Genomic DNA, 21923 nt, shown 5'->3' on the forward strand with positions numbered 1-21923 from the left:
GACGCAGGGCGGGGATGGGGTGGCCCTCAAATCTGCTTGCGCGTCACGGACCAGATGAAGCCGTCGTACCAGAAGTGCATCAGGGAGACGACAAGGGTGCCAGCCCAGAGGCTGTCCAGGTCCGGGTCCAGCAGCTCGGCGCCCACGCCGTAGACGAGCACCGTGCCCAGGAAGAGCGCGAGCCCCAGGCCGCGCTGGCGCAGCCTCGCCTGGAGGCGCGCTCCCTCCGTGGCCCACACCAGCGCCAGGTACTGCACGGCGTGGAGCAGGTTCATGATGAAGAACGCCTCCCCCCACGAGTTGAAGCCCCAGGTGTAGATGGAGCAGCCGCCCGTGGTGACCAGCAGGAACACCTTGTGGAGCGAGGGCCGGTGGCCCCGGAGCAACTGGCGGAGTGACGCCGCCACGTAGACGACGAGGAACGCCCCCCCCACCGTCAGCACCCCCCAGGTCCACGCGCGGTGGGTGGCCGTCATGCGCGCGGGCACGGAGGCGAGCCACGGCATCCCCACCGCGTTGAAGGACTCGAAGCCCTGGAAATGATCCCACATCGTCGCGCCCGCGAGGATGGGCCCCGCGTACAGCAGCTGGTTCAGCCAGAAGTCCAGCCGGCGCCCCATTTCAGGAGGGTGACCCCGGTTGCGGTCATAGATGCGCGCGAGGCCAAAGGTCTGCGCCCCCGAATGCCAGACGTCCCAGAACGTCGCGAGCACCGTGGCGGCCACGGCCACCACCGCCGAGCCCCGGATGGCCGCCCAGGCCAGCACCGGCACCAGGACGAAGCGCAGCGGGAAGCGCTGGAAGATGGCGGGATTGCCATGGCTGCGGAAGAACACCGCCACCAGGTGCGCGTGGATGAGGCTGCCCACCATCAGCCCGGCCCAGGTCTTCTCCTGGCCGAAGAACCGGACGGGGGCGTCGCTGAGGGCGGTGCCCGACAGGGCGATGCCCAGCCCCAGCGCCAGCAACGGCGGAAGCAGGAAGAAGGCCCAGTCGAAGGCGGGCCCCACGATGTAGGGCGAACGCGAGGGCGCCGGGGGGACCTCCACCAGCGGGGCCCGTCCCGGGGGCGCCGCCTCAACCGAGGCCGTCTGGGCCTGCCCCATGCGCTGCCTCCCCGGACGTCGTGAGCACGCCCCGCGCCCCCAGTTCCTCCACCAGCGCGGCGAGGAACAGGCTGGCCCCCACCAGCTCCAGCGCCTCCTCCACGTGGTCGATGAGCGCGTACACGAGGTTGTCGTTGCCGTGCTGCTCCGTCCACCACCCCAGCGGCAGCTCGACGCCCAGCGCGCCGCCCACATAGAGCACGCCGGCCAGGATGAACTGCTTGCGGCGGCGTGAGGGAAGGCGGGCCAGGAAGGGCAGGAAGGCAAGTCCGACCAGCAACACGATGACCGCCGCCGGCACGACCCAGGTGAAGAAGAGCACGCCGCCCCATGAGAACAGACCCCCGAGGTGCTCGTGAAGGCCCACGCTCTCGTCCATCGACAGGTACGCGAACGCCCCCATCAACGCCCACCAGTGCCGCCGCGCCGGGTCGCCTCCGAGCCCCGCCGCCCGGGCGATGCCCGCGAGCGCGAGCGCGCACGTCAGCAGCAGCCCGGAGGCGTACCAGGTGGGCAGGTTCCCTTCATGGCTCAGCGACAGGAAGGCGACGAGGGCTCCGGGGACCTGGCGGCCCGATGCGAAGTCCGCGACCTCCGCCCCGAGGCCCAGGGCCGTCAGGGCGCCCGCTGTCGCGAGCAGCCCGCGGCGGAGTGGAGGGGGGGCGGGGAGCATGGGGAGGGGGAGCAGGAATTTCGACCAGGATGTGCTCGAATCATTCGGGTCGGGGTCCAGGGGGAGGGAACGAGCGTCCCCAGGAGAGCACCACCATGTCACGATTGAATCTGGCCGGCCTGTCCGCCGTGCTGTTGCTCGTCACCGCCAGTGCCGCGGAGGCGAAGCAGTGGAAGCACGCGGGCATGCATCCTCGTACCGGTCAGCCCGCGGATGGTCTGTGCCACATCGAGACGACGCATGTTCACTCCGCCGCGCCGCTGTACGGCGACACGCTCTACCGCACGCGCGACGACGTCCACGTCTTCATCGGGGACCCGACGCCCTTCGGCTACGAGGGACCCCGGCACTCCTATTACGGTCACCACCCGGTGGTCCTCAACGTGCTCCTGCGCATCGAGGTGGACGTGGACGTGGTGGAGTACTGCTACCACGACGGTCCGCACTACCACGCCTATGAGCCGCCGCCGCGCCAGACGTTCGTGGACAAGGAGGACGTCCACTACTACGCGGGCGAGTACCCCGAGGAGTACAAGCGGGAGAACCCGAGGCGGGGGCGCATCAACGCGGTCTATCGTCCCTGGGGTGCGCCGCGCCCGGCGGTGACGTTCGCCCCGCCGCCCCAGTACCGCGGCCCCATCATCCAGGTGGGCGTCAACGTCGACGTGAGGGTGGGGTCCCCGCGTCCGCCGCCTCCCCGCGAGGTGATCATCATCCGGGAGGACAATGATCGCGACCACGGCCATGGCCACGGTCATGGCCATGGGAAGCACAAGAAGCACAAGCACAAGAAGTTCAAGGGACGGGACTGACCATGCGGCGCGCGCTGCTTCCCCTGATGGCCCTGCTGCTTGCGGGGTGCTCCCGCGATGTGGACGACATCCTCGATGCGTGGAAGGCGGAGGGTGAGACGCCCTCCGGTTTCACCGACGCCGGGGAGAAGTTGCCAGGTGGCAAGTGCAAGGCCGGCAAGGTGACCGGCCTGGACGCCACCCTGTGCTCTTTCGAAAACGCGGCGAAGGCCCACCAGGCGGAGGAGTCCGCCTGGGCGCTCGTCGGGGACGCCGTGGGCTCCGCGGTGGTCTCCGGCAAGTGGGTGCTCGTCATCGCCGATCCCCGCAAGGAGGACCCCAGCGGCCGGCGCATCAACGCGCTGGTGAAGGTCTACCAGGACAAGACGCGGTAGGGCAGGCTCCGGGGCCATGGCCCCTGTCACCTTCCGCCTCGCCACGGCCGCCGACCTGCCCGTCATCCTCGCGCTGCTCGCGGATGACGCCATCGCACGCTCGCGCACGGGCTACCTGGAGGAGCCCGTCCCCGCCGTGCGCGCCGCGTTCGACGAGATCGCCGCGGATCCGAACAACGAGCTCGTCGTGGGCGTGCGCGAGGGTGAGGTCATCGCCACGCTCCAGCTCACGTACATCCCGGGGCTGAGCCGGGGCGGCATGCGGCGCGCGCTGGTGGAGGCCGTGCGCGTGCGCTCGGACCTGCGGGGACAGCGCATTGGCGAGCTGTTGATGCAGGACGCGATGGCGCGCGCGCGGGCCCAGGGCTGCGGATTGATGCAGCTCACCACCGACAAGCGCCGCCTGGAGGCCCACCGCTTCTATGCGCGGCTGGGCTTCGAGGCGAGCCATGAGGGCATGAAGCGCCCGCTCTGAAGGGACGCGGGCGCGGGGGGACTACTTGATGGCGGCGGGGTCCATCCAGAAGGTCTCCCACTGGTGCCCGTCGGGGTCCTCGAAGCTCCGCTGGTACATGAAGCCCTGGTCCATGCTCTTCAGCTCCTTGGCGCCCGCGGCCAGGGCCTTCTCCATCAGCGCGTCGACGGCGGCGCGGCTGTCCGCGGTGAGGGCGATGATGGTCTCCGTCACCTTCGTCGCGTCCGCGACCTCCTTGGTGGTGAAGGTCTTGAAGAAGTCCTTCACGAGCAACATCGCGTAGATGTCCTCGGAGATGATCATGCAGGTGGCGTTCGCGTCGGTGAACTGGGCGTTGAACGTGTAGCCCAGCTTCGTGAAGAAGCCGACCGCGCGGTCGAGCGACTGGACGGGCAGGTTGATGAAGATCTTGGTGGCCATGGTGCGTCTCCTTCGGAAGGAAGAGGTGGAGCGTCGCCTTCATCCACACGACGAACGTGCGCTCGCGGGATCGACACGGCCTTTATTTTCCCACCGCGCGCCGCCAACCCCCCGGAATCACGGCGTGCGTCCTGCTCAGAGCAGCTTGCCCGGGTTGAGGATGCCCAGCGGGTCGAGCGCCTGCTTGAGGGTGCGGTGCAGGTGGAGGGATTCCGAACCCAGCTGGGCGGGCAGGAAGCCCCGCTTGAGTGAACCCACGCCGTGCTCGCCGGTGATGGTGCCTCCCAGGTCCAGCGCCGCGTGCAGGATGTCGTCGAACGCCTGCTTCGCCCGCGTCATCGCGTCCAGGTCGTTCCGGTCGAAGACGACCGTGGGGTGCATGTTCCCGTCGCCCGCGTGACCGAAGGCGCCGATGCGCACCCCGCGCTGCGCCGCGATGCGCTCCACCGCCGCGAGCAGCTCCGGGATGCGGGACAGGGGCACGCCCACGTCGTCCAGCAGCGTCGCCCCCTGCTGCTCCAGCGCCGGGTAGGCGAAGCGCCGCGCGCCCATGAGCAGCTCACCCTCGGCCTCGTCGGCGGTGTTCATCACGAAGGTGGCGCCGGCCCGCTCGCAGGCCGCCGCCATGACGCCGACCTCCTCCTCGCCCTGCGCGCCGCCCGCGTCGGAGCGCGCGAGCAGCAGCGCCGCGGCCTCCACGTCCAGGCCCATGGGCTTCCAGGCTTCGACGGCGCGCACGGTGGTGCGGTCCATCAACTCCAGCAGCGACGGGCGGGTCGTCCCCATGATGTCGCAGACGGCCTTGCCCGCGCCCACGAGCGTGGGGAACGCGGCCAGGAGCGTGGTCGCCTTCGGGGGCCGGGGGCGCAGCCGCAGCGTGGCCTCCGTGATGATGCCGAGCGTCCCTTCCGAACCGACGAAGAGCCGCGTGAGATCATAGCCCGCCACGTTCTTCACCGTGCGTCCGCCGGTGCGCACGACGGAGCCGTCCGCCAGCACCACCTCCAGCCCCAGCACCGCGTCCCCCGTCACCCCGTACTTCACGCAGCACAGGCCGCCCGCGTTGGTCGCGAGGTTGCCGCCGATGGTGGAGAACTCCCAGCTCGCGGGATCCGGCGCGTACCAGAGCCCGTGCTCCGCCGCGGCGGCCTTCACCGCGGCGTTGAGCGCGCCGGGCTGGACGACGGCCAGCATGCCGCGCCGGTCCACCTCCAGGACCCGGTTCATCCGCAGGAGGGACAGGACGATGCACCCGTCGCTGGCGTTCGCGCCGCCCGACAGGCCGGAGCCCGCGCCCCGGGCCTCCACCGGCACGCGGAGCGTCCTGGCCACGTCGAGCACGGCCTGGACCTCCGACGTCGTCGCGGGCCGAGCGAGCGCGGACGGCATCCCCGCGGGTGCCCACTCCGCCTGGTCGTTCCGGTGCGCCTGGAGCACGTCCGGGTCGGTGACGAGCGACTCCGCCGGCAACACCCTCGACAGCGCCTGCACCACGTCGACCGTCACGAAGGACCTCCTCGCTCCAGGGGCTGTATGCCGGGCAGGGTGCCCCGCTTCACGCGCACGCCCCCGTGCGCGCAGCTTGCCTCACGCCCCCGGCTTCCGCTTCGGGTGGCCCCTGTCGTGCCCGGCCGGTGGCGTGGGCAGGGTGGGCTCACGCGCCCGTGCCCGCTGTCGCATCGCCCAGGACCTGCGCCAGGAAGGCCTGGAGCGCGGCCTCCGCGCGCCGGGCGGCGACGGGGTGGTGGAGGATGCCCGCCTGGGGGTTGCTCGCGCCCTCGAAGGTGAAGGCGTGCATCGCGTGGCCATAGGCCTGGAGCTGCCAGTCCGCGCCGGCCTCGGTCAGCTCCCGGGCAATGGCCAGCACGGCGTCGGGCCGGGCGACGGGGTCCTCCCAGCCGTGCAGCAGCAGGACGCTCGCGGTGATGGGCGGCTGGGGCCCGAGCCCCGGCGGCTGGAGCACCCCGTGGATGCTCACGGCGCCCTTCAGTCCCTCCGGCGCGGCGCGCGCGAGGTCGAGCGCGCAGAGGCCTCCGAAGCAATAGCCGAGCACCGCGATGCGCTGGGGATCCACCCGGGGATGGCGCCTGGCGGCCTCCAGGCCCGCGAGCATGCGGCGCCGCAGGAGGGCGCGGTCCTCCATGAAGGGGGCCATGAGGCGCGAGTTGTCCCCCGCCACGTCGCCACGGACGCCCTTCCCATACACGTCGAGCGCGAAGCCGACATAGCCTTGCGCCGCGTAGCGCTCCGCCAGGGTGCGCATGATCGCGTTCTGGCCGTCCCAGGCGTGGGCGATCAGGACGCAGGGCCGCCTGGCTTCATGCGATGTCTCATGGGCGATGTAACCTTCCAGGACGGTCCCTCCGTCGGTGTAGTCGAAGGCTTCGGCGTGGACACGGGGCGAGGTGGAGGACGACATCCGGGGCCCTTCCCAATGGGGTGGAGTCCGCACGCTGCACGCCTTCGCCCCCGCCGTCTGCGGTGAACTGGCGTGGCGGTGCCCGCGGTGCTCGGAAGCGGACGACGGGACGAGGGCGGGCCGGGCTGCTCGGGCGCTCCCATCCATTGCGAGCGCCGCCGGCCCATGCTGGCCCTTGCTCGTGGGGCCATGAAACACTCCGCGCGCCATGGGCTTTCCATGGCGCGGTTCGGGAGAGGGTGCGGCGCATGAGGCTCCTGCTCGTCGAGGACGAGGCGAAGATGGTGGCCCTGCTCCGGCGCGGACTGGAGGAGGAGGGGCACCGCCTTGACGTGTGCTCGCGCGGCGACGAGGCGCTGGCGCTGGGGGCGCCCGACGCCTACGAGGTCATCGTCCTGGACTGGTCCCTGCCGGACATGGAGGGCATGACGCTGCTCAAGGGCTGGCGGGAAGCGGGCGTGCGCACCCCGGTGCTGATGCTGACGGCGCGGGGGACGACCGCGGACAAGGTGCTGGGGCTGCGCTCGGGCGCGGACGACTACCTGGTGAAGCCCTTCGACTTCGAGGAGCTGCTGGCCCGGCTGGAGGTGCTCCGTCGCCGGAGCGAGGGCCGGGACGGCGACGTGCGCCTGGGCGAGCTGGTGCTGGAGCCGGGGCGCCGGGTGCTGCGGGTGGGGGCGCGCGAGGAGTCGCTCACCGCGCGCGAATTCGCGCTCTTCAGCTCGCTGGCCCGTCATCCCGGCGAGGCGCAGGTGCGCGCGCGGTTGATGGACCAGACGTGGGGGCCGGACTTCAAGGGCAGCGCCAACGTGCTGGACGTGTACGTGGGCTACCTGCGCACGAAGCTGGAGCGCCTGGGGGCCGCGCACGTGACCCTGCGCTCCGTGCGGGGCGTGGGCTACAAGCTGATGGTGGCGCCCGCGGGAGGGGCCCCGGCGTGAAGCTGACGCGCCGCCTGTGGTTGCACGGAGCGCTGGTGCCCGCGCTCGCCACGCTCTGCGCCCTGGTCGTGGCGGGGCAGTTGTTCCGCGTGGACCTGGAGCATGCGTTGGATCGCGCCCTGCTGGCGCAGGCGGCGGTGGAGAGCGTGAGCCTCTTCGATGGCCCGGGGCAGAAGGTGCACCTGCACATGGCCGTCTCACCGCTGGTGGAGCAGGTGCGCCCCTTCGCGCCGCAGGGCTACCTGTACCAGGCGGATGGGCAACTGGTGATGCGCTACCCGCCCGTCCCCGAAGGCGCGCCCGAGGAGCCTCCCCGGGTGCCTGACAGCCCGGACGGTGAGCCGGTCCTCGCCACCCAGGTGTCCGCCGACGGGAACCGCTGGCGCGAGGTGTTCGTGAACGTGCGCTCGCCGGACGGGGAGCGGTACGGGCTGCGGCTGCTGGCGTCGCTGGGGCAGGTGGACCACTCGGTGGCGTCGTACTTCCGGCTGGCGCTCTCCATGGCGGCGGTGATGGGGCTGCTGCTGCTGGCCGTCCAGACCACCCTGGCGCGACGGATGGCGCGGCGGCTGGAGGCCATCACCCTGAACCTGGGACGGCTGCGCGAGGGCGACCTGGCGGCGCCCCCGGAGGTGGACCCGGGGAAGGATGAAATCGGCCAGCTCAGCGCGGCGCTCGCGGAGGCCATGGCGCGGGTGCGGGGCGCGCGCGAGGCCCAGGAGCGGCTGGTCGCGGACACGGCGCACGAGCTGCGCACGCCGCTGGCGCTCATGCGCACCAGCATGGACCTGGCGCTGCGGCGCGAGCGCGGCGCGGACGAGCTGCGCGCCTCCCTCCGGGACGCGCGCGCGGAGGTGGACCGGCTGGCGGTGCTGGCGGACACGCTGCTGGACATGGCCAGCGCGGGGCGCGGCGCGTGGGACCGCAAGAAGGGGGACCTGGGATTGGTGTTGGCGCAGGCGGTGGAGGGCGCGCGCGCGGAAGCGGAGCGGCGGGGACTGCTCGTCCACCTGGAGGCCCCGGACCGGGCGGAGGCCTGGTTCGATGCGGGCAGCCTGCGACAGGCGGTGGACAACCTGCTGAGCAATGCCCTCAAGTTCTCGCCGGAGGGCGGGGAGATTGGCGTGCGGCTGACGTTGGACGGGGGGCGCTACCGGGTGGGCGTCGCGGACTCCGGCCCGGGCATCCCCGCCTCGGAGCGTGAGGCGGTGTTCGAGCCGTTCCACCGCGTGGCGGACGCGGAGTCGCGGCCCGGCGTGGGGCTGGGGCTGGCCATCGTCCGGGAGGTCGCGCGGCGCCATGGCGGCCGGGCCTACGTGGACGCGGCGGTGGGGCAGGGCACCCAGGTGGTGCTGGAGCTTCCCTCCGCGCCGCGGGCGGAGGGCTGAGCGTCCCGTGAGCCAGGGGATGTCTTCCGAACGCGTGAGCTTCTTCCTGACGCCTCCGTCGCCCGGGGTCGTGCCCGCGCGCCTGCCGAGCCCGTTCGCGCCAGGACCGCCGGGGTCGCTGGCCCGGAGCGCCGCGGAGGCCCTCCAGCAGCGGCTGCGCCGCGAGCGGTGGGAGGCGCTGGACGCGCCCGGGGGCGGGAAGATGTTCGGCGTGCTGGTCGTCGCGGCGCCGGACGGGCGGGTCGGCTACCTGAGCGCGTTCTCCGGGATGCTGGGGGGGGGCTGGAACGTGGAGGGCTTCGTGCCCCCGCTGTTCGACCCGGTCGCGCGCGATGCCTTCTGGCCGGCGGGAGAGGCGGAGCTGGGGGCGCTGACACACCGGTACGCGGAGCTGAGCCGGGAGGTGGCGCAGGCGCCTTCGCCCCTGCTCCACGAGGAGCTGGCGCGGATTGGACACCTGCGCGCCGAACGCTCCCGCGCCCTGTGGCGACAGATGGCGCGGAGCTATGTGATTCCAAACGCGCGGGGTGAGCGTCTGCCATTGGCGGAGCTGTTCGCGCCCAGGCCGCCGCCCGGAGGGGCAGGGGATTGCGCCGCGCCCAAGCTGCTGGCGGAGGCGTACCGCCAGCACCTGAGGCCGCTGGCGCTGGCGGAGTTCTGGTGGGGAGCGCCCCCGCTCGATGGTCGTCGCGAGTCCGGCGCCTACTACCCCGCGTGTGACAACAAATGCGGAGTCGTCCTGCCGTACATGCTGCAAGGGCTGTCCGTGGAGCCGGCGCCCCGGACGGGCACCCTCATCGAAGACCCGCGCATCCTTCATGAGGACCCGTGGCTGCTCGTGGTCGACAAGCCCGTGGGGCTGTCCACGCTGCCGGACCGCCACGCCCCCGAGCGCGACTCGGTGCTCGTCCGGCTCCAGTCGCGCTTCCCGGCGCTGTCCAGCTCCGACGTCCTCCAGGACCTGGAGCGCGAAGTCTCCGGCCTCCTCCTGGTGGCCAGGGACGAGGCGACCCGGGCCGCGCTCCTGCGCCAGTTCGCGCGTCGCGAGGCGGAGCACCGCCAGGTCTCCTGGGTCGAAGGCGTCGTGGCGGGAGCCTCCGGCGTCATCGAGCTGCCCCTGCGTGGGACGTCCCATGCCCCGCTGGAGGACTGCGTCGACCGGGTCCACGGCAAGCGCGCGGTGACGGCGTGGACGGTGCTGGAGCGCGACGGAGGCAGGACCCGGGTGGCGTGGGTTCCCGTGACCCGGCACCCCTTCCAGACGCGCATCCATGCCGCGCACCGTCTGGGATTGGGAGCGCCCATGGTCGGGGATGCCCGCTTCGGTCAGGGAGCCGCGCGGTTGATGCTCCACGCGGAGGCGCTTGCCTTCACCCATCCCCAGACAGGCGCGCGTCTGGAGTTCACCGCCCCCGCTCCCTTCTGACGTGGAGGCCCGCGCCGCTCGGAAAATTTGATCATCCCGGAGGCCCATGGGAACGCCTACGCCTTCGAGGGCGGTGAGGTGGCCGTGCCCTGAGGCCGCCTGCCCGCATGACGGCACGTCCACCGCGCGACACCTTTCGCCGTGATGTCGTTGGCCGTCTACTTCCCGCGTCCCGGTGGGCGTCGGATGCCATGCACAGGCCCTCAGCCCTCCCTTCGGGCGATTGCACGAGACCCGGGATGCGCGCGATATCCGGGACTTCGTGACGTGGGGGGGCCGTGCGCTATCTCGAATCTGGAACGGAAGCCTGGTGGCCCCTCGCGGGCGACGCCGAACGTCACGCGTTGGATCACCCGTGGCCCTCACCCGGGCAGGGCAGCGTGCGCTTCGTCATTGATGATGGCTTCTTCCGCCTGGAGCACGACGCCCGGCTGGAGCTCTACCGTGACCTGTCGGAGAAGATGCTCGCCGTCTTCCGCGAGCTCACGCCGCCGGGGGGCTGGCTGTACGCGTTGGATCCGCACCACCCCTGCTACCGCTTCCACCCGCACGTCCCCTTCGAGGTGGGCGCGACGCTCCAGGAGGTGACGGGCCTCTACACGCGCGAGCACATGGAGCTGGTGGAGCGGGGCATCCACCCGCCGTCCTTCAACGCGCGCTGGGCCATGGACGTCCACCCCGCGGGGGACCCGGAGCACCTCTTCGCGCCGCCGGACTTCCACTTCGTCTTCGCCGCGCGCTACCGCGTGGGCAACTTCGACGGCCTGGAGGCGCCGGGCCGGGGGCCCATCGAGACGGAGACCTACGAGCTGCTGGGACCGCGCCTCATCGCCGCGGTGGACCGCGCTCCCCCGGAGCTCTTCCGGCGGGCCCGCAGGATGACGTCCGACGAGTGACGCGGCGTCCGCTCAGGCCGGACGCGGCGTGCGCGAGGGGGGCGCGCCCTCGTAGTAGAGGCTGGCGTGCCCCTCGCCGTAGACGACCAGCACCCGGTCGTTCTGCTCCAGGAGACCCGACGTCTTCTGGGTGACCTTGCGAACCAGGGCGTCGAGCTGCGCCGGACCTGCTTTGCTCCCGGCCCGGACCGTGACGACAGGCATGCGGTGTCCTGCTCCCAATGACCTCTCCCGCGACGAACGCCGGCGGGGGCCGACGCCTCACCCGTCCGGAGGGTCCTGCGTGTCATAGCGAACGGAACACTTCGTTGACAAGTGCGTGCCGCCATGGGGGATAGAGACCCCCATGCTCCGCCACATCCGTGCCTTGCTGATCGTTTCGCTTGCCCTGGCTTCCACCGCGCACGCGCAGTCGCGCAAGCCGCAGGAGCTGTACCACCAGTCCCCCACGCCGGCGTGGCTGCCGCGAGGCGTCTTCCTGGGCACGCAGCTGAGCAACGGCGCCGTCACCCCGCGCCTGCACCTGCAGTGGCAGTTCACCTTCTTCCAGGAGCGCAAGGACGCGTGGGCCGTCATCCTGGAGGGCGGGGTGGGGTGGGCTGCGTCCCTGCCCGACACGGCCGTGGAGGGCTACATCCTGCCGGTGAACTCCTACTACGAGCACCTGGCCCACGTGGGCGTCGCCTACCGCAACCACCTGCCGGGGATGGCGCACTGGGGCTTCCAGGTGTCGTCCGGCCCCGTCTTCTACGGCTCCCACTTCGGCACCCAGCCCCCGGACCGGCGCGTCGCCGGCTCCGTCCAGGGCCGCGTCCAGATTGGCTACCAGTTGAACGACGTGGGCCTGGGGCTCGCGGTGGGGTACGCGGAGCCGTTCGGACTCAAGAACCGCAGCTTCGCGCGCAACTTCGTGGGTGGCGTAAGCCTCGGATTTTTCGCGGATTGGCGGTAGAGGCGCGGTACACTGGCGGAGTGAGAGCGGAACGGCCCCCGGGTGTGGGGCCCGTGCGCCGCGTCCCCCGTCATGGCCGAGCTGCTCAGTGCCCACGTCACGCGCTACCTGCGCAACCGCGACGAGTTCGAGCGGGGCCTTCCCCCGGGCCTCCTCGTCTTCATGCCCGCGCTCGGCGCGGTCCCTCCGGCGGAGCTGGAGGACTACCCGCTGCGGACGGTGACCAACGCCGGGCCGCCGACGCTCGGCCAGGACGAGCCCGTCGTCTTCCCCCTGCTCAAGTCCCAGGGCAACGCCTTCGGCCGGGGCATCACCGTGGGGCGCACGGGCAACAACGACGTCGTGCTCGATGACGGCAGTGTGTCCCGATTTCACGCGTGGTTTACACGGGACGCGGGGGAAGCGGGGTTCCTGCTGACGGATGCGGGCTCGAAGAACGGCTCGTACGTGGTGGGGGAGCGGCTGTTGGCTCGCAAACCGACGCCGGTGGGGGACGGGATGCGGCTGCGCTTCGGGCAGGTGGAGGTCAGCTTCTACACGGCCGGAGGTTTCGTCCGCCTGTTGGCGAAGCGCATGCAGTCCTGAAGCCTTGCCACGTCTTCGGCGGCCTGCGTAACGTGCGAAGTCACCCAACAGGCACGGATGGGAGCGTTCGCGGTGGCCTTGACCACAGAAGCCTTCGGGCTGACCGATGTAGGCCGGAAACGGCAGCACAACGAAGACGCGATGATGGTGGACGCGTCGCTCGGCCTGTTCATGGTCGCCGATGGCATGGGCGGACACGCCGCGGGTGAGGTCGCCAGCGCGCGGGCCACGGAGGTCGTCAAGCAGCACATCGCGGCCAACCGGCACCTGCTGAAGGACCTGGCCAACAACCCCACGGCGGACAGCCGCTCCGCGGCGGCGGCGCTGGTGGAAGTGGCCGTGCAGCGGGCGTGCGCGGACATCTACCGCGCGGCCATGACGGACGCGTCCAAGCGCGGCATGGGCACGACGTTCGTGTGCCTGGCGGTGGGCGGCAACAAGGGCGTCATCGGCCACGTGGGCGACAGCCGGGTGTACCTGGTGCGCCACAGCCAGTGCCACCGGCTCACCGAGGACCACACGCTGGTCGCCGCGCAGCTGAAGGCCGGCACCATCACGAAGGAGCAGGCTGCGACGTCGCAGTACCGCAACGTCATCACCCGGGCGGTGGGCATCCAGGAGTCGGTCCAGGTCGACACGCTCATCGTGGACCTGATGCCCGGCGACGTGTTCCTGCTCTGCTCGGACGGCCTGCACGGCTACATGGAGGATGAGGAGCTCCTCCCGCTGGTGGCGAACCTCCAGCCCGGCGACATGCCGCGCAAGCTGGTGGAGCTGGCCAACGAGCGCGGCGGCAAGGACAACATCACCGCGGTGGTGGTGAAGGTCGCCGGCGACAGCGCGGCCCTGGCCAGCGAGGAGACGAGCGAGGCGCAGTCGCGCATGGAGGCGCTGCGGAAGATCCCCCTCTTCCGCCACCTCACGTACAAGGAGCAGACGGCGGTGCTGTCCATCGCCACCACGCGAACCTACCCGGCGGGTCGGGAGATCGTCGTGGAGGGGCAGCCGGGCGAGGAGCTCTTCGTCGTCATCCGGGGCCGGGTGGCCATCGAGAAGAACGGCGTGGAGATCGCGGAGCTGCGCTCGGGCGGCCACTTCGGGGAGATGGGCCTCATCGACAACGCGCCCCGCTCCGCCACGGTGCGCGCCACGGAGCCCACGCGGACCATGGTGATCGCCCGCTCGGACCTGATGGGGCTGATGAAGCGCGAGGCCATCCTCGCGGTGAAGATGCTCTGGAGCTTCGTGCAGGTGCTGAGCGACCGGCTGCGCGCGACGAACTCCGAGTTGAGCGAGGCGCGGCAGGAGCTGGCCGTGGCGCAGGCCATCCAGCCGTTCGCGGAGGACTGACGCGGGAACGCTTCCGGGGCCCCGGACGTCCTGGACAGGACGCTCCGGAATTTCCCGGGGGAAACCGTCGTTGGGGGGCCGGCCGTGGGGTAGGTTCCCGGCCGCGTACGCATGCGCAAATGGGTCTTCATCGGGGTGGCCGCCGCGCTGGTGGCCCTCGCTGCCATGGTGCTGGGACCCCGGTGGGGGGCTCCCGCCGTGCGCCCCGTGTCGCCGGTCTCCGCCAGCTCGATGCGCCAGGGCCTGCCTGCCTTCAAGGCGGTGACGGTGTCGTCGGGCGCGCAGGAGGGGCTGACGCTCACCGGGCGGGTGCTGGACGGCGGCGGCAGGCCGGTGGCGGACGCGGAGGTGTCGCTCGCGGCGTCGGCGGAGCGGACGGTGGCGGACGTGCGGTGCGACGAGTGTGGCCTGGCGCTGCTGGCCTGCACCGCGCATGAGACGGCGCTGCACACGCGGGCCTTCTTCGAACAACAGCAGGGCTTCCTCACGCCGCGCGCCACGGTTCGCTCGGATGCGCAGGGCAAGTTCCGCTTCGACCACCTGGCGGGCGTGTCCTTCTCCGTGTGGGCGCGCGCGCCGGGGCTGGGCGTGGCGCTCAAGCACCGGGCGGCGCCGGGTGAAGCGGTGGACCTGTACCTGCCGGCCCTGCGGAGCATCTCGGGCACGGTGGTGGACGACGCGGGCCAGCCGAGGCCCGGGGCGCGCGTGCGCGCGGTGTCGCGCAAGGTGCCGCTGCCCTTCGAGGTGGTGGCGGGCGCGGGCGGGGCGTTCTCGCTGACGGGCCTGGGCGAGGGGCCCTTCTACGTGCTCGCGGACGCGGAGGGCTTCCAGCCCGCGGTGGCGCAGCAGGTGGAGGCGGACTCGCAGCCGCTGCGCCTGAAGCTGACGCCGTCGCGCACCCTGGAGGTGCGCGTCACGCGCGATGGCGCCCCCGCCGCGGCGACGGTGCGGCTGAGGGGGGACCACCTGACGCGCGAGGCGCACACGGAGGCGCAGGGCGGGCCGGTGCGCTTCAACGGCCTGTATCCGGACGAGGTGGTGGTGACGGCGGAGGCGCCGGGCTTCGGCTCCGCGCCCCGGACGCTCACGCTGTCCCAGCGGGTGACGCAGGTGACGCTGGAGCTGGAGGCCGCGGGCCGGCTGCTCGTCACGGTGGTGGACGAAGAGGGCCAGCCGGTGCCGAACCCGCAGCTGCTCTTGCGCACGGTGGCGGGCGACCTCATCCGCCGCGACGCGGTGCCCACCGGGGCGCTCGCGGAGCTGGGGCCGCTGGCGCCGGGCGAGTACGTGCTGGAGGGCCAGGCGGAGGGCTTCACCACGGCGCAGCTCCCCGCGCGGGTGGCCGCCGGTGAGACGGCGCTGGAGCTGGAGCTGGCGAAGGCGACGCTCATCACCGGGCAGGTCATCGACGAATACGGCCGGCCCGCCTCGAACGTGTCCATCCTCATCCAACCCACGGGGGAGACGACGAACGCGGGCGACGACGGCCGCTTCTCCGCGCAGGTGCCCATGCCGGGCCTCTACACGCTGCACGCGCACCACTCCGAGTGGGGCGGCGGCAGCGTGCAGGCGACGGCGCCCGCGACGGACGTGACGCTGTCGCTGGAGGCGAAGGCGGGCGCGGACGTGACGGTGTCCAGCGCGGGCCGGCGGGTGGAGGGCGCGGACGTGGTGATGTGGGCGGATCCGGAGAACATCTTCCGCAGCGACCGGCCGTCGGGGCCGGACGGCGTGGTGCCCATGCGCGGGCTGCCGCCGGGCACGTACACGCTGGTGGCGTCGCATCCGGAGTACCTGTCGTCGGGACCCACGGCGGTGACGGTGCAGGATGGCGCCACGCAGCAGGTGGCGGTGGAACTGGAGCCGGGCGCGACGCTGTCGGGCGACGTGGTGGACGAACAGGGCCAGCCGGTGGTGGGCGCCAGCCTGAGCGTGATGCCGCGCATGGCGGAGCCGGTGCAGACGGATTCGGGCGGGCGCTTCGAGTTCCGGGCGCTGCGGCCGGAGCGCACCTTCCTGCTGGACGCGCGCCACGCGGGCTACGAGTCCCTGGAGCGCGCGCAGGGCAAGCCGGGCGGCCCTCCGGTGCAGGTGAAGATGCGCAAGCGCACGACGTTCCGGGGCCGGGTGATGGACGACCAGGGCCAGCCGGTGCGCCGCTTCCGCGTGGACGAGCACGACGTGAACAGCCCGGACGGCCGCTTCGAGCTGCCGCTGTCCACGGCGGGCGACCGGCTCATCGTCGCGGTGGACGCGGCGGGCTACGAGCCCCAGGTGGTGGACCGCCCGTCGAAGACGACGGACATGGGCGACGTGGTGTTGACGAAGGCGCCGTCGGTGTCCGGCCGGGTGCAGGACGCGGCGGGCGGCGCGGTGGCGGACGCGGTGGTGACGTGCGACGTGTGTGACGGGTCCGTGCTGTCCGGGCCGGACGGCAGCTTCACGCTGGCCAGCCCCCCGTTCGTGCCGCGCTTCACGGTGTCCGCGCGCAAGGGCAAGGTGAGCGGCACGCAGGAGGTGCCGCGCGGGAGCACGACGCCGGTGCAGCTGACGCTCAAGCCCGCGACGCGGCTGACGGGCCGGGTGTACCTGGCGGACGGCCGGCCCGCGGCGGGCTCGCAGGTGGAGGGGCTCAACGCGGATCGCAGCGAGACGGTGTCGCTCATCACCGGCGCGGATGGCCGCTACAGCACGGAGCTGTCGCCGGGCAACTACCGCTTCGTGGTGGGCAGCGGGCGCGGCGGCGCGGGCGAGCCCGCGGTGGTGGTGCAGGTGGCGGGCGCGGACATGACGCTGGACCTGGGGCCGGTGCCGGGCACCGCGTCGCTGACGGTGCTGCTCCAGCCGGAGCGGGGCAAGGCGCTGTGGGTGGTGCCGGGCGACGTGGGGCAGGTGGGCAACCCGCCGGTGGAGCTGCTGCGCTCGCGCTACGCCCAGCTCGTCTACCAGCCGATGCGCGAGCGGGTGGTGGTGCAGGGCCTGTCGCCGGGCCGGTACACGCTGGTGTGGGGCTTCTTCCACGCGGAGATGCCGGGGGCGGGCCCCCTGGTGCGCACGGTGGACGTGCCCTCCCAGGGCGAGGTGTCCCTGCGGTAGTCGTGTTGCGACGGGGCGCCCCGGCGCGTAATGAATCCGCATGGACGCATCGGCATTGAAGGGCCGCCGGATCATCGTCGGCGTGGGCGGCGGCATCGCGGCGTACAAGGCCTGTGAGCTGGTGCGGGAGCTGGGCCGCGCGGGCGCGGAGGTGCGGGTGGCCATGACGGAGGCCGCGCGCCAGTTCGTCACCCCGCTCACCTTCCAGGCGCTGTGCGGGCACCCGGTGCTGACGGACTACTTCGACCCGGCGCAGGAGGGGAACTTCGGCCACCTGGACCTCGCCCGCTGGGGGGAGGCGTTCGTGGTGGCGCCCGCGACGGCGGACCTGCTGGCGAAGCTCCGCGTGGGCCTGGGCGGGGACGCGGTGACGACGTCGCTCTTGGCCTTCAAGGGCCCCGTGGTGCTGGCGCCCGCGATGAACGTGGCCATGTGGGAGAACGCGCGGACGCAGCAGAACGTGGCGTCGCTGCTGGCGGAGCCGCGCTTCACCCGCGTGGGGCCGGGCGCGGGGATGCTGGCGTGCGGCGACGTGGGCGCGGGAAGGTTGGCGGACGTGGGCGCCATCGTGTCCGCGGTGGCGGCGCGGCTGGGCGGCGGGCCGCTGAAGGGCAGGACGGTGCTGGTGACGGCGGGCCCCACGCGTGAGTTCCTGGATCCGGTGCGGTTCATCTCCAATCCGTCCACGGGGAAGATGGGCATGGCGCTGGCGCACGAGGCGCGGGCGCTGGGCGCGAGCGTGACGGTGGTGCTGGGGCCGGTGGGCCCGGTGGACCGCGCGGGCCTGGAGGTGGTGGACGTGGTGAGCGCGGAGGACATGGCGCGCGAGGTGCTGTCGCGCGTGGAGTCCGCGGATGCGTTCATCGCCACGGCGGCGGTGAGCGACTGGCGTCCGGAGGCGCGGGCCCCGCAGAAGGTGAAGAAGGGCGACAGCCCGGAGTCCCTGCGCCTGGTGCGCACGCCGGACGTGTTGCTGGAGGCGTCGCGCAAGGTGGCGGGCAGGGCGAAGCGCCCTGTTCTGGTGGGCTTCGCGGCGGAGACGGAGCGGGTGGTGGAGCACGCGCGCGAGAAGCTGGAGCGCAAGGGCCTGGACGCCATCGTCGCCAACGACGTCACCGCCGCGGGGGCGGGGTTCGGCGCGGACACGAACCGCGTGACGGTCATCTCCCGCACCGGGCCGGACCGCGTGCTGGAGGGCAGCAAGCGCGCGGTGGCGGCGGAGATCCTGTCGCTGCTGCTCGTGGCGCCGCTCGGCTGAGCGGCGCCGCGGAGCGCGGGCGTCACTTCGTCGGCAGCTCGACTTCGCGTCCCTGCTGGAGGTCGAGCAGGCCGGTGGTGGTGGTGCCTCCGCAGTGCTGGCGGATCTTCCCGCCAATCTGCTCCACCAGCCGCAGCAGCTCCTCCGTCTTCACCGCGGCGGAGGGCGCTTCCGCGAACAGGATGATGTCGCGCGAGGTCGTCTCCACCTTCGCGAAGTCACAGTCCCGGAAGTTCCACCGGCGGGTGAGGACGCGCGCGTCGTCCGCGTAGACGACCTCGCCGGGGCTGGTGGGTTCGGGCTCCGGGCTGCCGATGCCGGTGAAGGACTCGTTGCCCGGCGACAGGCGCAGGCGAAGGTCGCCCTGGAGGCGGCCGAGGTCATAGCCACCGACGGGCAGGAGGAAGAAGAGCTCCTGCAGCAGGTAGGCGTTGACGGCCCGGCTGATCCACGGAAGCGGGTGGCCATTCACCACGCGGCGCAGCAGCGCTTCCGCGCTGGGGCGAAACTTCTTCGGGTTGACGCCGAAGCGCTGGTAGGCGTCCTGCCAGGCGAGGATTCGTGTGTCCGCCGCCAGGGCGGCGAGGTCGGGGATCCGGGCGCGGAAATCCGACTCAGCAGCACGGATTTCAGCCTCCAGCCCTTCTGGCGGGTTGCCCGTGTTGTCCATTCCCCGCACCGCCACGAAGCTGATGCGGAGCTCGGGAAAACGCTGGGCCATGTCCTCGGAAACACTCAGTTGCATGGGCTTCTCCTGAAAAAGGGCTGCTGCGTATCACCTCCGCACGCCCGACGGCCAGGGTTGGCCCGCGGCGCATCAATGCCAGACGTCATCGGTTGCATGGCTCCGGTGATGTCAGAGGTCATTGTTACGGTGGCTCAATGACCAGATAGTGCCCGCGCCCTTTCCAATCCGTGGGTTTTGTTTTTTTCAAAGCCCCTGTTGGACGGGGGCGAGGGCCATGGGGGCCGGCCTCGCCTTGTCGTTCCGGCAGGAATTGTTTTTTTCAATCATGACGACCGAACCGCGCCAGTCAGAAGGGATAGCGCCGAGCCCGGGGCTTGTCATGCCCAGGGGCAAGGAGGTCCGTGAGCTGCGGGAGTACCTCGTGGCGCAGGGGCAGGAGGAGCAGCTCACCGGGTTGGGTGTGCCGCGGCCTGCCCGCGCAATCCTGGAGGTCCTTGAAACGTGGGCGCTCATCCTGGGCGCCTGGGTTTTGTGTGTACATGTTTCATGGTTCCTGCTCCCCGTGGCCCTGCTGCTGGTGGGGTCGCGCCAGCGTGCGTTGGGGAACCGGTTGCACGATGCGGCCCATGGAAACATGTTGAAGGGAAGGGTGCTGAATCAGCGGGTCGCGGCGCTGATGTGTGGCCTTCCGCTGTTCGAGGACTTCGAGACGTATCGCAATGCGCACCTGAGACATCACGCGTATCTGGGGCACGCGCAGAAGGACCCCGACTACCTGTCGGTGCCCGAGGCCCCGGCGGGACGCGCGCACAGCGCCTGGAGCCTCTACGTCTTCTTCGTGACGGACGTGAAGCTCTGGCGGGACTCCGTCCTGGCGACGCTGCTCCGGGCGCCGGTGGCGCACCGGTGGCGGGTGCTGGCTTGGTGGACGGGGGTGCTGGGCGCGCTCGGGTTGCTGTCCGGCGCGGGCGCTGCCCTGTCCTTCGCGGGGCTGTGGCTGCTGTCCAAGATGACCGCGTACCACCTCATCAAGATCTTCGCGGAGATCTCCGACCACATCGGGCTCAGGCCCGGGACGGTGCTCGGCTACACGCGCAACCACCCCAGCAACTGGGTGTCGTTCTTCCTGCATCCGCACCACGACAACTACCACGTCACGCATCACCTCTTTCCCCGCATCCCGCTGGCGAACCTGCCGCGGATGCACCAGCTCCTGCTGCCCGTGTCGCAGTACGCACAGGCGCACCACTGTGAGCGCTACTTCCGCGGGCCGCGCTCGCTGGTGAAGAGCTGGCTCCACTTCCAGACCGAGCGCGCGCCGCTCGATGCCGAGCCTTCGTGATGCCCTCCACCTTGTTGGACACGCAGCGGTTGATCGCCACCGGCGCCCTGGCCCCCCTGTGGGAGGGGCTCCAGGCGGCCCGCCCGTACGGGCCCAGCCAGCAGTGGGTGCTGGACAGCCCGTACCTGCGCCCGACGGCGCTCGGGGGGCTGTCGCTCGGTTCGCTGGAGGAGCCGGTGCGGACGGGCTCCCTCTTCACGCACCGCTCGCTGTCGCTCAACCGGCTGCTCTTCAACGCCTACGAGCAGAACAACCTCTACCTGCCGGTGTCGGCCTTCACGGAGGCGGAGCACCGGGCGTTCCACGACTTCTACGAGCCGGGCTTCGTGGCGGCGAACGCGATGCTCCGTCCGGCGCTGGAGCGCACCTGCTTCGAGTTCCTCTCCGAGGACATCAGCGTGGACGGCCCGTGGACGCTCGCGCACCTGGAGGAGTACTGCCAGCAGCTCTTGACGCGCTACGAGGCCGCGCCCAGCGAGGTGTGCCGCCGGGTGGAGGCCTCCGCCGCGCCGGACCTGGCGGCGAAGCTCTTCATCCTCCAGGTGGCCCCGGACTTCCTGTCGGAGGCGTCGCAGATGGCGCGGGCGCTGCCGGGCAACTTCGGCCCGGTGCACTCGGAGCTGATGAAGATCTTCATCGACGAGTTCGGCTACGGGGTGCACCCGCACAAGCACTCGACGCTGTTCGAGAAGCTGCTGGAGTCGCTGGGGCTGAGCAGCGGGGTCCACGCGTACTACCACTGGTACCTGCCCAGCTCGCTGCTGATGACCAGCTACTTCCACTGGGTCACCAGCCACAAGCCGCGCTGGTTCGAGTACGTGGGCGCGCTCTGGTGGATCGAGGCGGTGGTGCCGCACTTCAACCGCCAGTTCAGCAAGAGCCTCAGGAAGGTGTTCGGCCGGGAGGGCGTGGACACGCTCTACTTCGACGAGCACGTGGGCATCGACCTGCACCACCGGAGGATGGCGCTCGACAAGCTCATCCGGCCGCTGGTGCAGCGCTATGGCGAGGCCATCATCCCGGAGATGGTCCGCGGCATCGAGGCCAGCCGGCTCCTGGGGGACCTGGCGGAGCGGGACTACTTCGAGCAGCTCGACTTCTGCGAGGCGCTGCACACGGGCCGGGCGGTGTGCGGCACGACAGTGGAGCCGTCGCGGGCCACGCCCCGGCCCGCGGGCTTCTTCCTGGCGCCGGACGTGCACGACGAGGCGTCGCTGCTCGCGGTGACGGCGGGCACGGTGGAGGTGGACGCCGGCTTCCTGAAGCCCCGGGTGCTCCGCGCGGGCGAGTCCGTCGTCGTGCCCGCAGGGCGGATGGTGGGGGCGCGGGTGGTGGGGGAGGGCGCCTCGCTGTGGGTGGGACCGAGCCGGGAGGCAGGCTCGCGATGATGTTGGAACTGGAGGCGCGGCACTGGAGCCAGGTGCGCGTGGAGGACGAGCGCTACCTCTGCCTTCGCCTGGGAGCGCGCTGGAGCGTCATCCTGGACCGCTGCAAGCACAAGGGCGGGCCGCTCAGCAAGGGGACGTGGGACGAGGCGGCCCAGGGCATCCGCTGCCCGTGGCACGACCTGCTCAATTCGCCCCGTGACCTGGCGCGCCGACAGGTGCCGTCGGTCCGCGTGGGGGCGGTGATCCGCTTCCTCGTCCCCGACCCCGCCGCGTCCCCGGAAGCCCCGGCGCGTCGCGCCCCGGTCGCTTCGTAAACCCTTCTCGCTCTTCACGG

General features: G+C 71.7%; 22 protein-coding genes. 15 read left to right on the top strand and 7 right to left on the bottom strand.

Translation table 11 applies throughout. The features are described from left to right. Window positions 1-26: 26 nt before the first annotated feature. Window positions 27-1106, bottom strand: a complete 1080-nt coding sequence (locus tag OV207_RS12470; RefSeq protein WP_267555243.1) for a hypothetical protein — start codon at window positions 1104-1106, stop codon at window positions 27-29. Then, entirely contained in the window at window positions 1078-1779 is a 702-nt protein-coding gene (locus tag OV207_RS12475) for a hypothetical protein (RefSeq protein WP_267555245.1), read from the bottom strand. The genes OV207_RS12470 and OV207_RS12475 overlap by 29 nt, the downstream gene beginning before the upstream one ends. A gap of 95 nt (window positions 1780-1874) precedes the next feature. Here OV207_RS12475 and OV207_RS12480 point away from each other — a divergent pair, with 95 nt between their 5' ends. The 3 genes from OV207_RS12480 to OV207_RS12490 are packed head-to-tail and all read left to right on the top strand — an operon-like array spanning window position 1875 to window position 3440. After that, window positions 1875-2591 carry a hypothetical protein gene (locus OV207_RS12480; RefSeq protein ID WP_193348394.1) on the top strand — a complete coding sequence of 239 codons (717 nt, stop codon included), beginning with the start codon at window positions 1875-1877 and terminating at the stop codon, window positions 2589-2591. A 2-nt stretch (window positions 2592-2593) separates the two neighbouring features. Then, window positions 2594-2965, top strand: a complete 372-nt coding sequence (locus tag OV207_RS12485) for a hypothetical protein (protein ID WP_267555248.1) — start codon at window positions 2594-2596, stop codon at window positions 2963-2965. A 16-nt stretch (window positions 2966-2981) separates the two neighbouring features. Then, window positions 2982-3440: a GNAT family N-acetyltransferase gene (locus OV207_RS12490; protein WP_267555250.1), complete on the top strand. Its 459-nt coding sequence runs from the start codon at window positions 2982-2984 to the stop codon at window positions 3438-3440. Between the two features lie 21 nt (window positions 3441-3461). Here OV207_RS12490 and OV207_RS12495 read toward each other — a convergent pair whose 3' ends face one another. The 3 genes from OV207_RS12495 to OV207_RS12505 all read right to left on the bottom strand — a co-directional run bounded on the left by OV207_RS12495 (window position 3462) and on the right by OV207_RS12505 (window position 6279). After that, complete coding sequence (locus OV207_RS12495) at window positions 3462-3860, bottom strand: VOC family protein (protein ID WP_193348397.1); 399 nt, start codon at window positions 3858-3860, stop codon at window positions 3462-3464. Between the two features lie 135 nt (window positions 3861-3995). Continuing rightward, the gene (locus tag OV207_RS12500; RefSeq protein ID WP_267555251.1) at window positions 3996-5366 is read right to left on the bottom strand and encodes an FAD-binding oxidoreductase; all 1371 of its coding nucleotides are present in this window, start codon (window positions 5364-5366) and stop codon (window positions 3996-3998) included. A 148-nt stretch (window positions 5367-5514) separates the two neighbouring features. Then, window positions 5515-6279: a dienelactone hydrolase family protein gene (locus tag OV207_RS12505; protein WP_267555253.1), complete on the bottom strand. Its 765-nt coding sequence runs from the start codon at window positions 6277-6279 to the stop codon at window positions 5515-5517. Window positions 6280-6527: 248 nt separating this feature from the next. On the opposite strand from OV207_RS12505, the gene OV207_RS12510 reads away from it, so the two are divergent. From OV207_RS12510 to OV207_RS12525, 4 genes are all read left to right on the top strand, one after another. Beyond that, complete coding sequence (locus OV207_RS12510; protein WP_267555255.1) at window positions 6528-7220, top strand: response regulator transcription factor; 693 nt, start codon at window positions 6528-6530, stop codon at window positions 7218-7220. Beyond that, window positions 7217-8608, top strand: coding sequence for a HAMP domain-containing sensor histidine kinase (locus OV207_RS12515; protein WP_267555257.1), 1392 nt, complete (start codon window positions 7217-7219; stop codon window positions 8606-8608). The genes OV207_RS12510 and OV207_RS12515 overlap by 4 nt, the downstream gene beginning before the upstream one ends. 19 nt (window positions 8609-8627) lie before the next feature. Then, window positions 8628-10034, top strand: coding sequence for an RluA family pseudouridine synthase (locus tag OV207_RS12520; protein ID WP_267555259.1), 1407 nt, complete (start codon window positions 8628-8630; stop codon window positions 10032-10034). A 278-nt stretch (window positions 10035-10312) separates the two neighbouring features. Further along, on the top strand, window positions 10313-10930 hold the full coding sequence (locus tag OV207_RS12525; protein WP_267555261.1) for a DUF2716 domain-containing protein: 618 nt from the start codon (window positions 10313-10315) through the stop codon (window positions 10928-10930). Window positions 10931-10942: 12 nt separating this feature from the next. Here OV207_RS12525 and OV207_RS12530 read toward each other — a convergent pair whose 3' ends face one another. Beyond that, the gene (locus OV207_RS12530) at window positions 10943-11134 is read right to left on the bottom strand and encodes a hypothetical protein (protein ID WP_193348405.1); all 192 of its coding nucleotides are present in this window, start codon (window positions 11132-11134) and stop codon (window positions 10943-10945) included. Window positions 11135-11276: 142 nt separating this feature from the next. Here OV207_RS12530 and OV207_RS12535 point away from each other — a divergent pair, with 142 nt between their 5' ends. The 5 genes from OV207_RS12535 (at window position 11277) to coaBC (ending at window position 18171) form a co-directional block, all read left to right on the top strand. Beyond that, window positions 11277-11882 (top strand): hypothetical protein, encoded by a 606-nt coding sequence (locus OV207_RS12535; protein ID WP_267555262.1) that lies wholly within the window; start codon window positions 11277-11279, stop codon window positions 11880-11882. Between the two features lie 72 nt (window positions 11883-11954). After that, entirely contained in the window at window positions 11955-12467 is a 513-nt protein-coding gene (locus OV207_RS12540) for an FHA domain-containing protein (RefSeq protein ID WP_267555264.1), read from the top strand. Between the two features lie 57 nt (window positions 12468-12524). Continuing rightward, entirely contained in the window at window positions 12525-13817 is a 1293-nt protein-coding gene (locus tag OV207_RS12545; RefSeq protein WP_120535595.1) for a Stp1/IreP family PP2C-type Ser/Thr phosphatase, read from the top strand. A gap of 111 nt (window positions 13818-13928) precedes the next feature. After that, on the top strand, window positions 13929-16913 hold the full coding sequence (locus OV207_RS12550) for a carboxypeptidase-like regulatory domain-containing protein (protein WP_267555267.1): 2985 nt from the start codon (window positions 13929-13931) through the stop codon (window positions 16911-16913). A gap of 40 nt (window positions 16914-16953) precedes the next feature. Then, on the top strand, window positions 16954-18171 hold the full coding sequence (coaBC, locus tag OV207_RS12555) for a bifunctional phosphopantothenoylcysteine decarboxylase/phosphopantothenate--cysteine ligase CoaBC (protein ID WP_267555269.1): 1218 nt from the start codon (window positions 16954-16956) through the stop codon (window positions 18169-18171). Between the two features lie 22 nt (window positions 18172-18193). Here the strand turns inward: coaBC and OV207_RS12560 are convergent, their stop codons facing one another. Further along, on the bottom strand, window positions 18194-18916 hold the full coding sequence (locus OV207_RS12560; RefSeq protein ID WP_193348410.1) for a B3/4 domain-containing protein: 723 nt from the start codon (window positions 18914-18916) through the stop codon (window positions 18194-18196). A 322-nt stretch (window positions 18917-19238) separates the two neighbouring features. On the opposite strand from OV207_RS12560, the gene OV207_RS12565 reads away from it, so the two are divergent. From OV207_RS12565 to OV207_RS12575, 3 genes are read left to right on the top strand one after another with little or no spacing between them, the layout of a single operon-like run. Then, window positions 19239-20201: a fatty acid desaturase family protein gene (locus OV207_RS12565; RefSeq protein WP_267555271.1), complete on the top strand. Its 963-nt coding sequence runs from the start codon at window positions 19239-19241 to the stop codon at window positions 20199-20201. Continuing rightward, the gene (locus OV207_RS12570; RefSeq protein WP_267555344.1) at window positions 20201-21589 is read left to right on the top strand and encodes an iron-containing redox enzyme family protein; all 1389 of its coding nucleotides are present in this window, start codon (window positions 20201-20203) and stop codon (window positions 21587-21589) included. Before OV207_RS12565 ends, OV207_RS12570 begins: the two co-directional genes overlap by 1 nt. Beyond that, on the top strand, window positions 21586-21903 hold the full coding sequence (locus OV207_RS12575; protein WP_193348413.1) for a Rieske (2Fe-2S) protein: 318 nt from the start codon (window positions 21586-21588) through the stop codon (window positions 21901-21903). Before OV207_RS12570 ends, OV207_RS12575 begins: the two co-directional genes overlap by 4 nt. Window positions 21904-21923 lie beyond the last annotated feature (20 nt).

The sequence above is a fragment of the Corallococcus sp. BB11-1 genome (assembly GCF_026626625.1).
Taxonomy (GTDB): domain Bacteria; phylum Myxococcota; class Myxococcia; order Myxococcales; family Myxococcaceae; genus Corallococcus; species Corallococcus soli.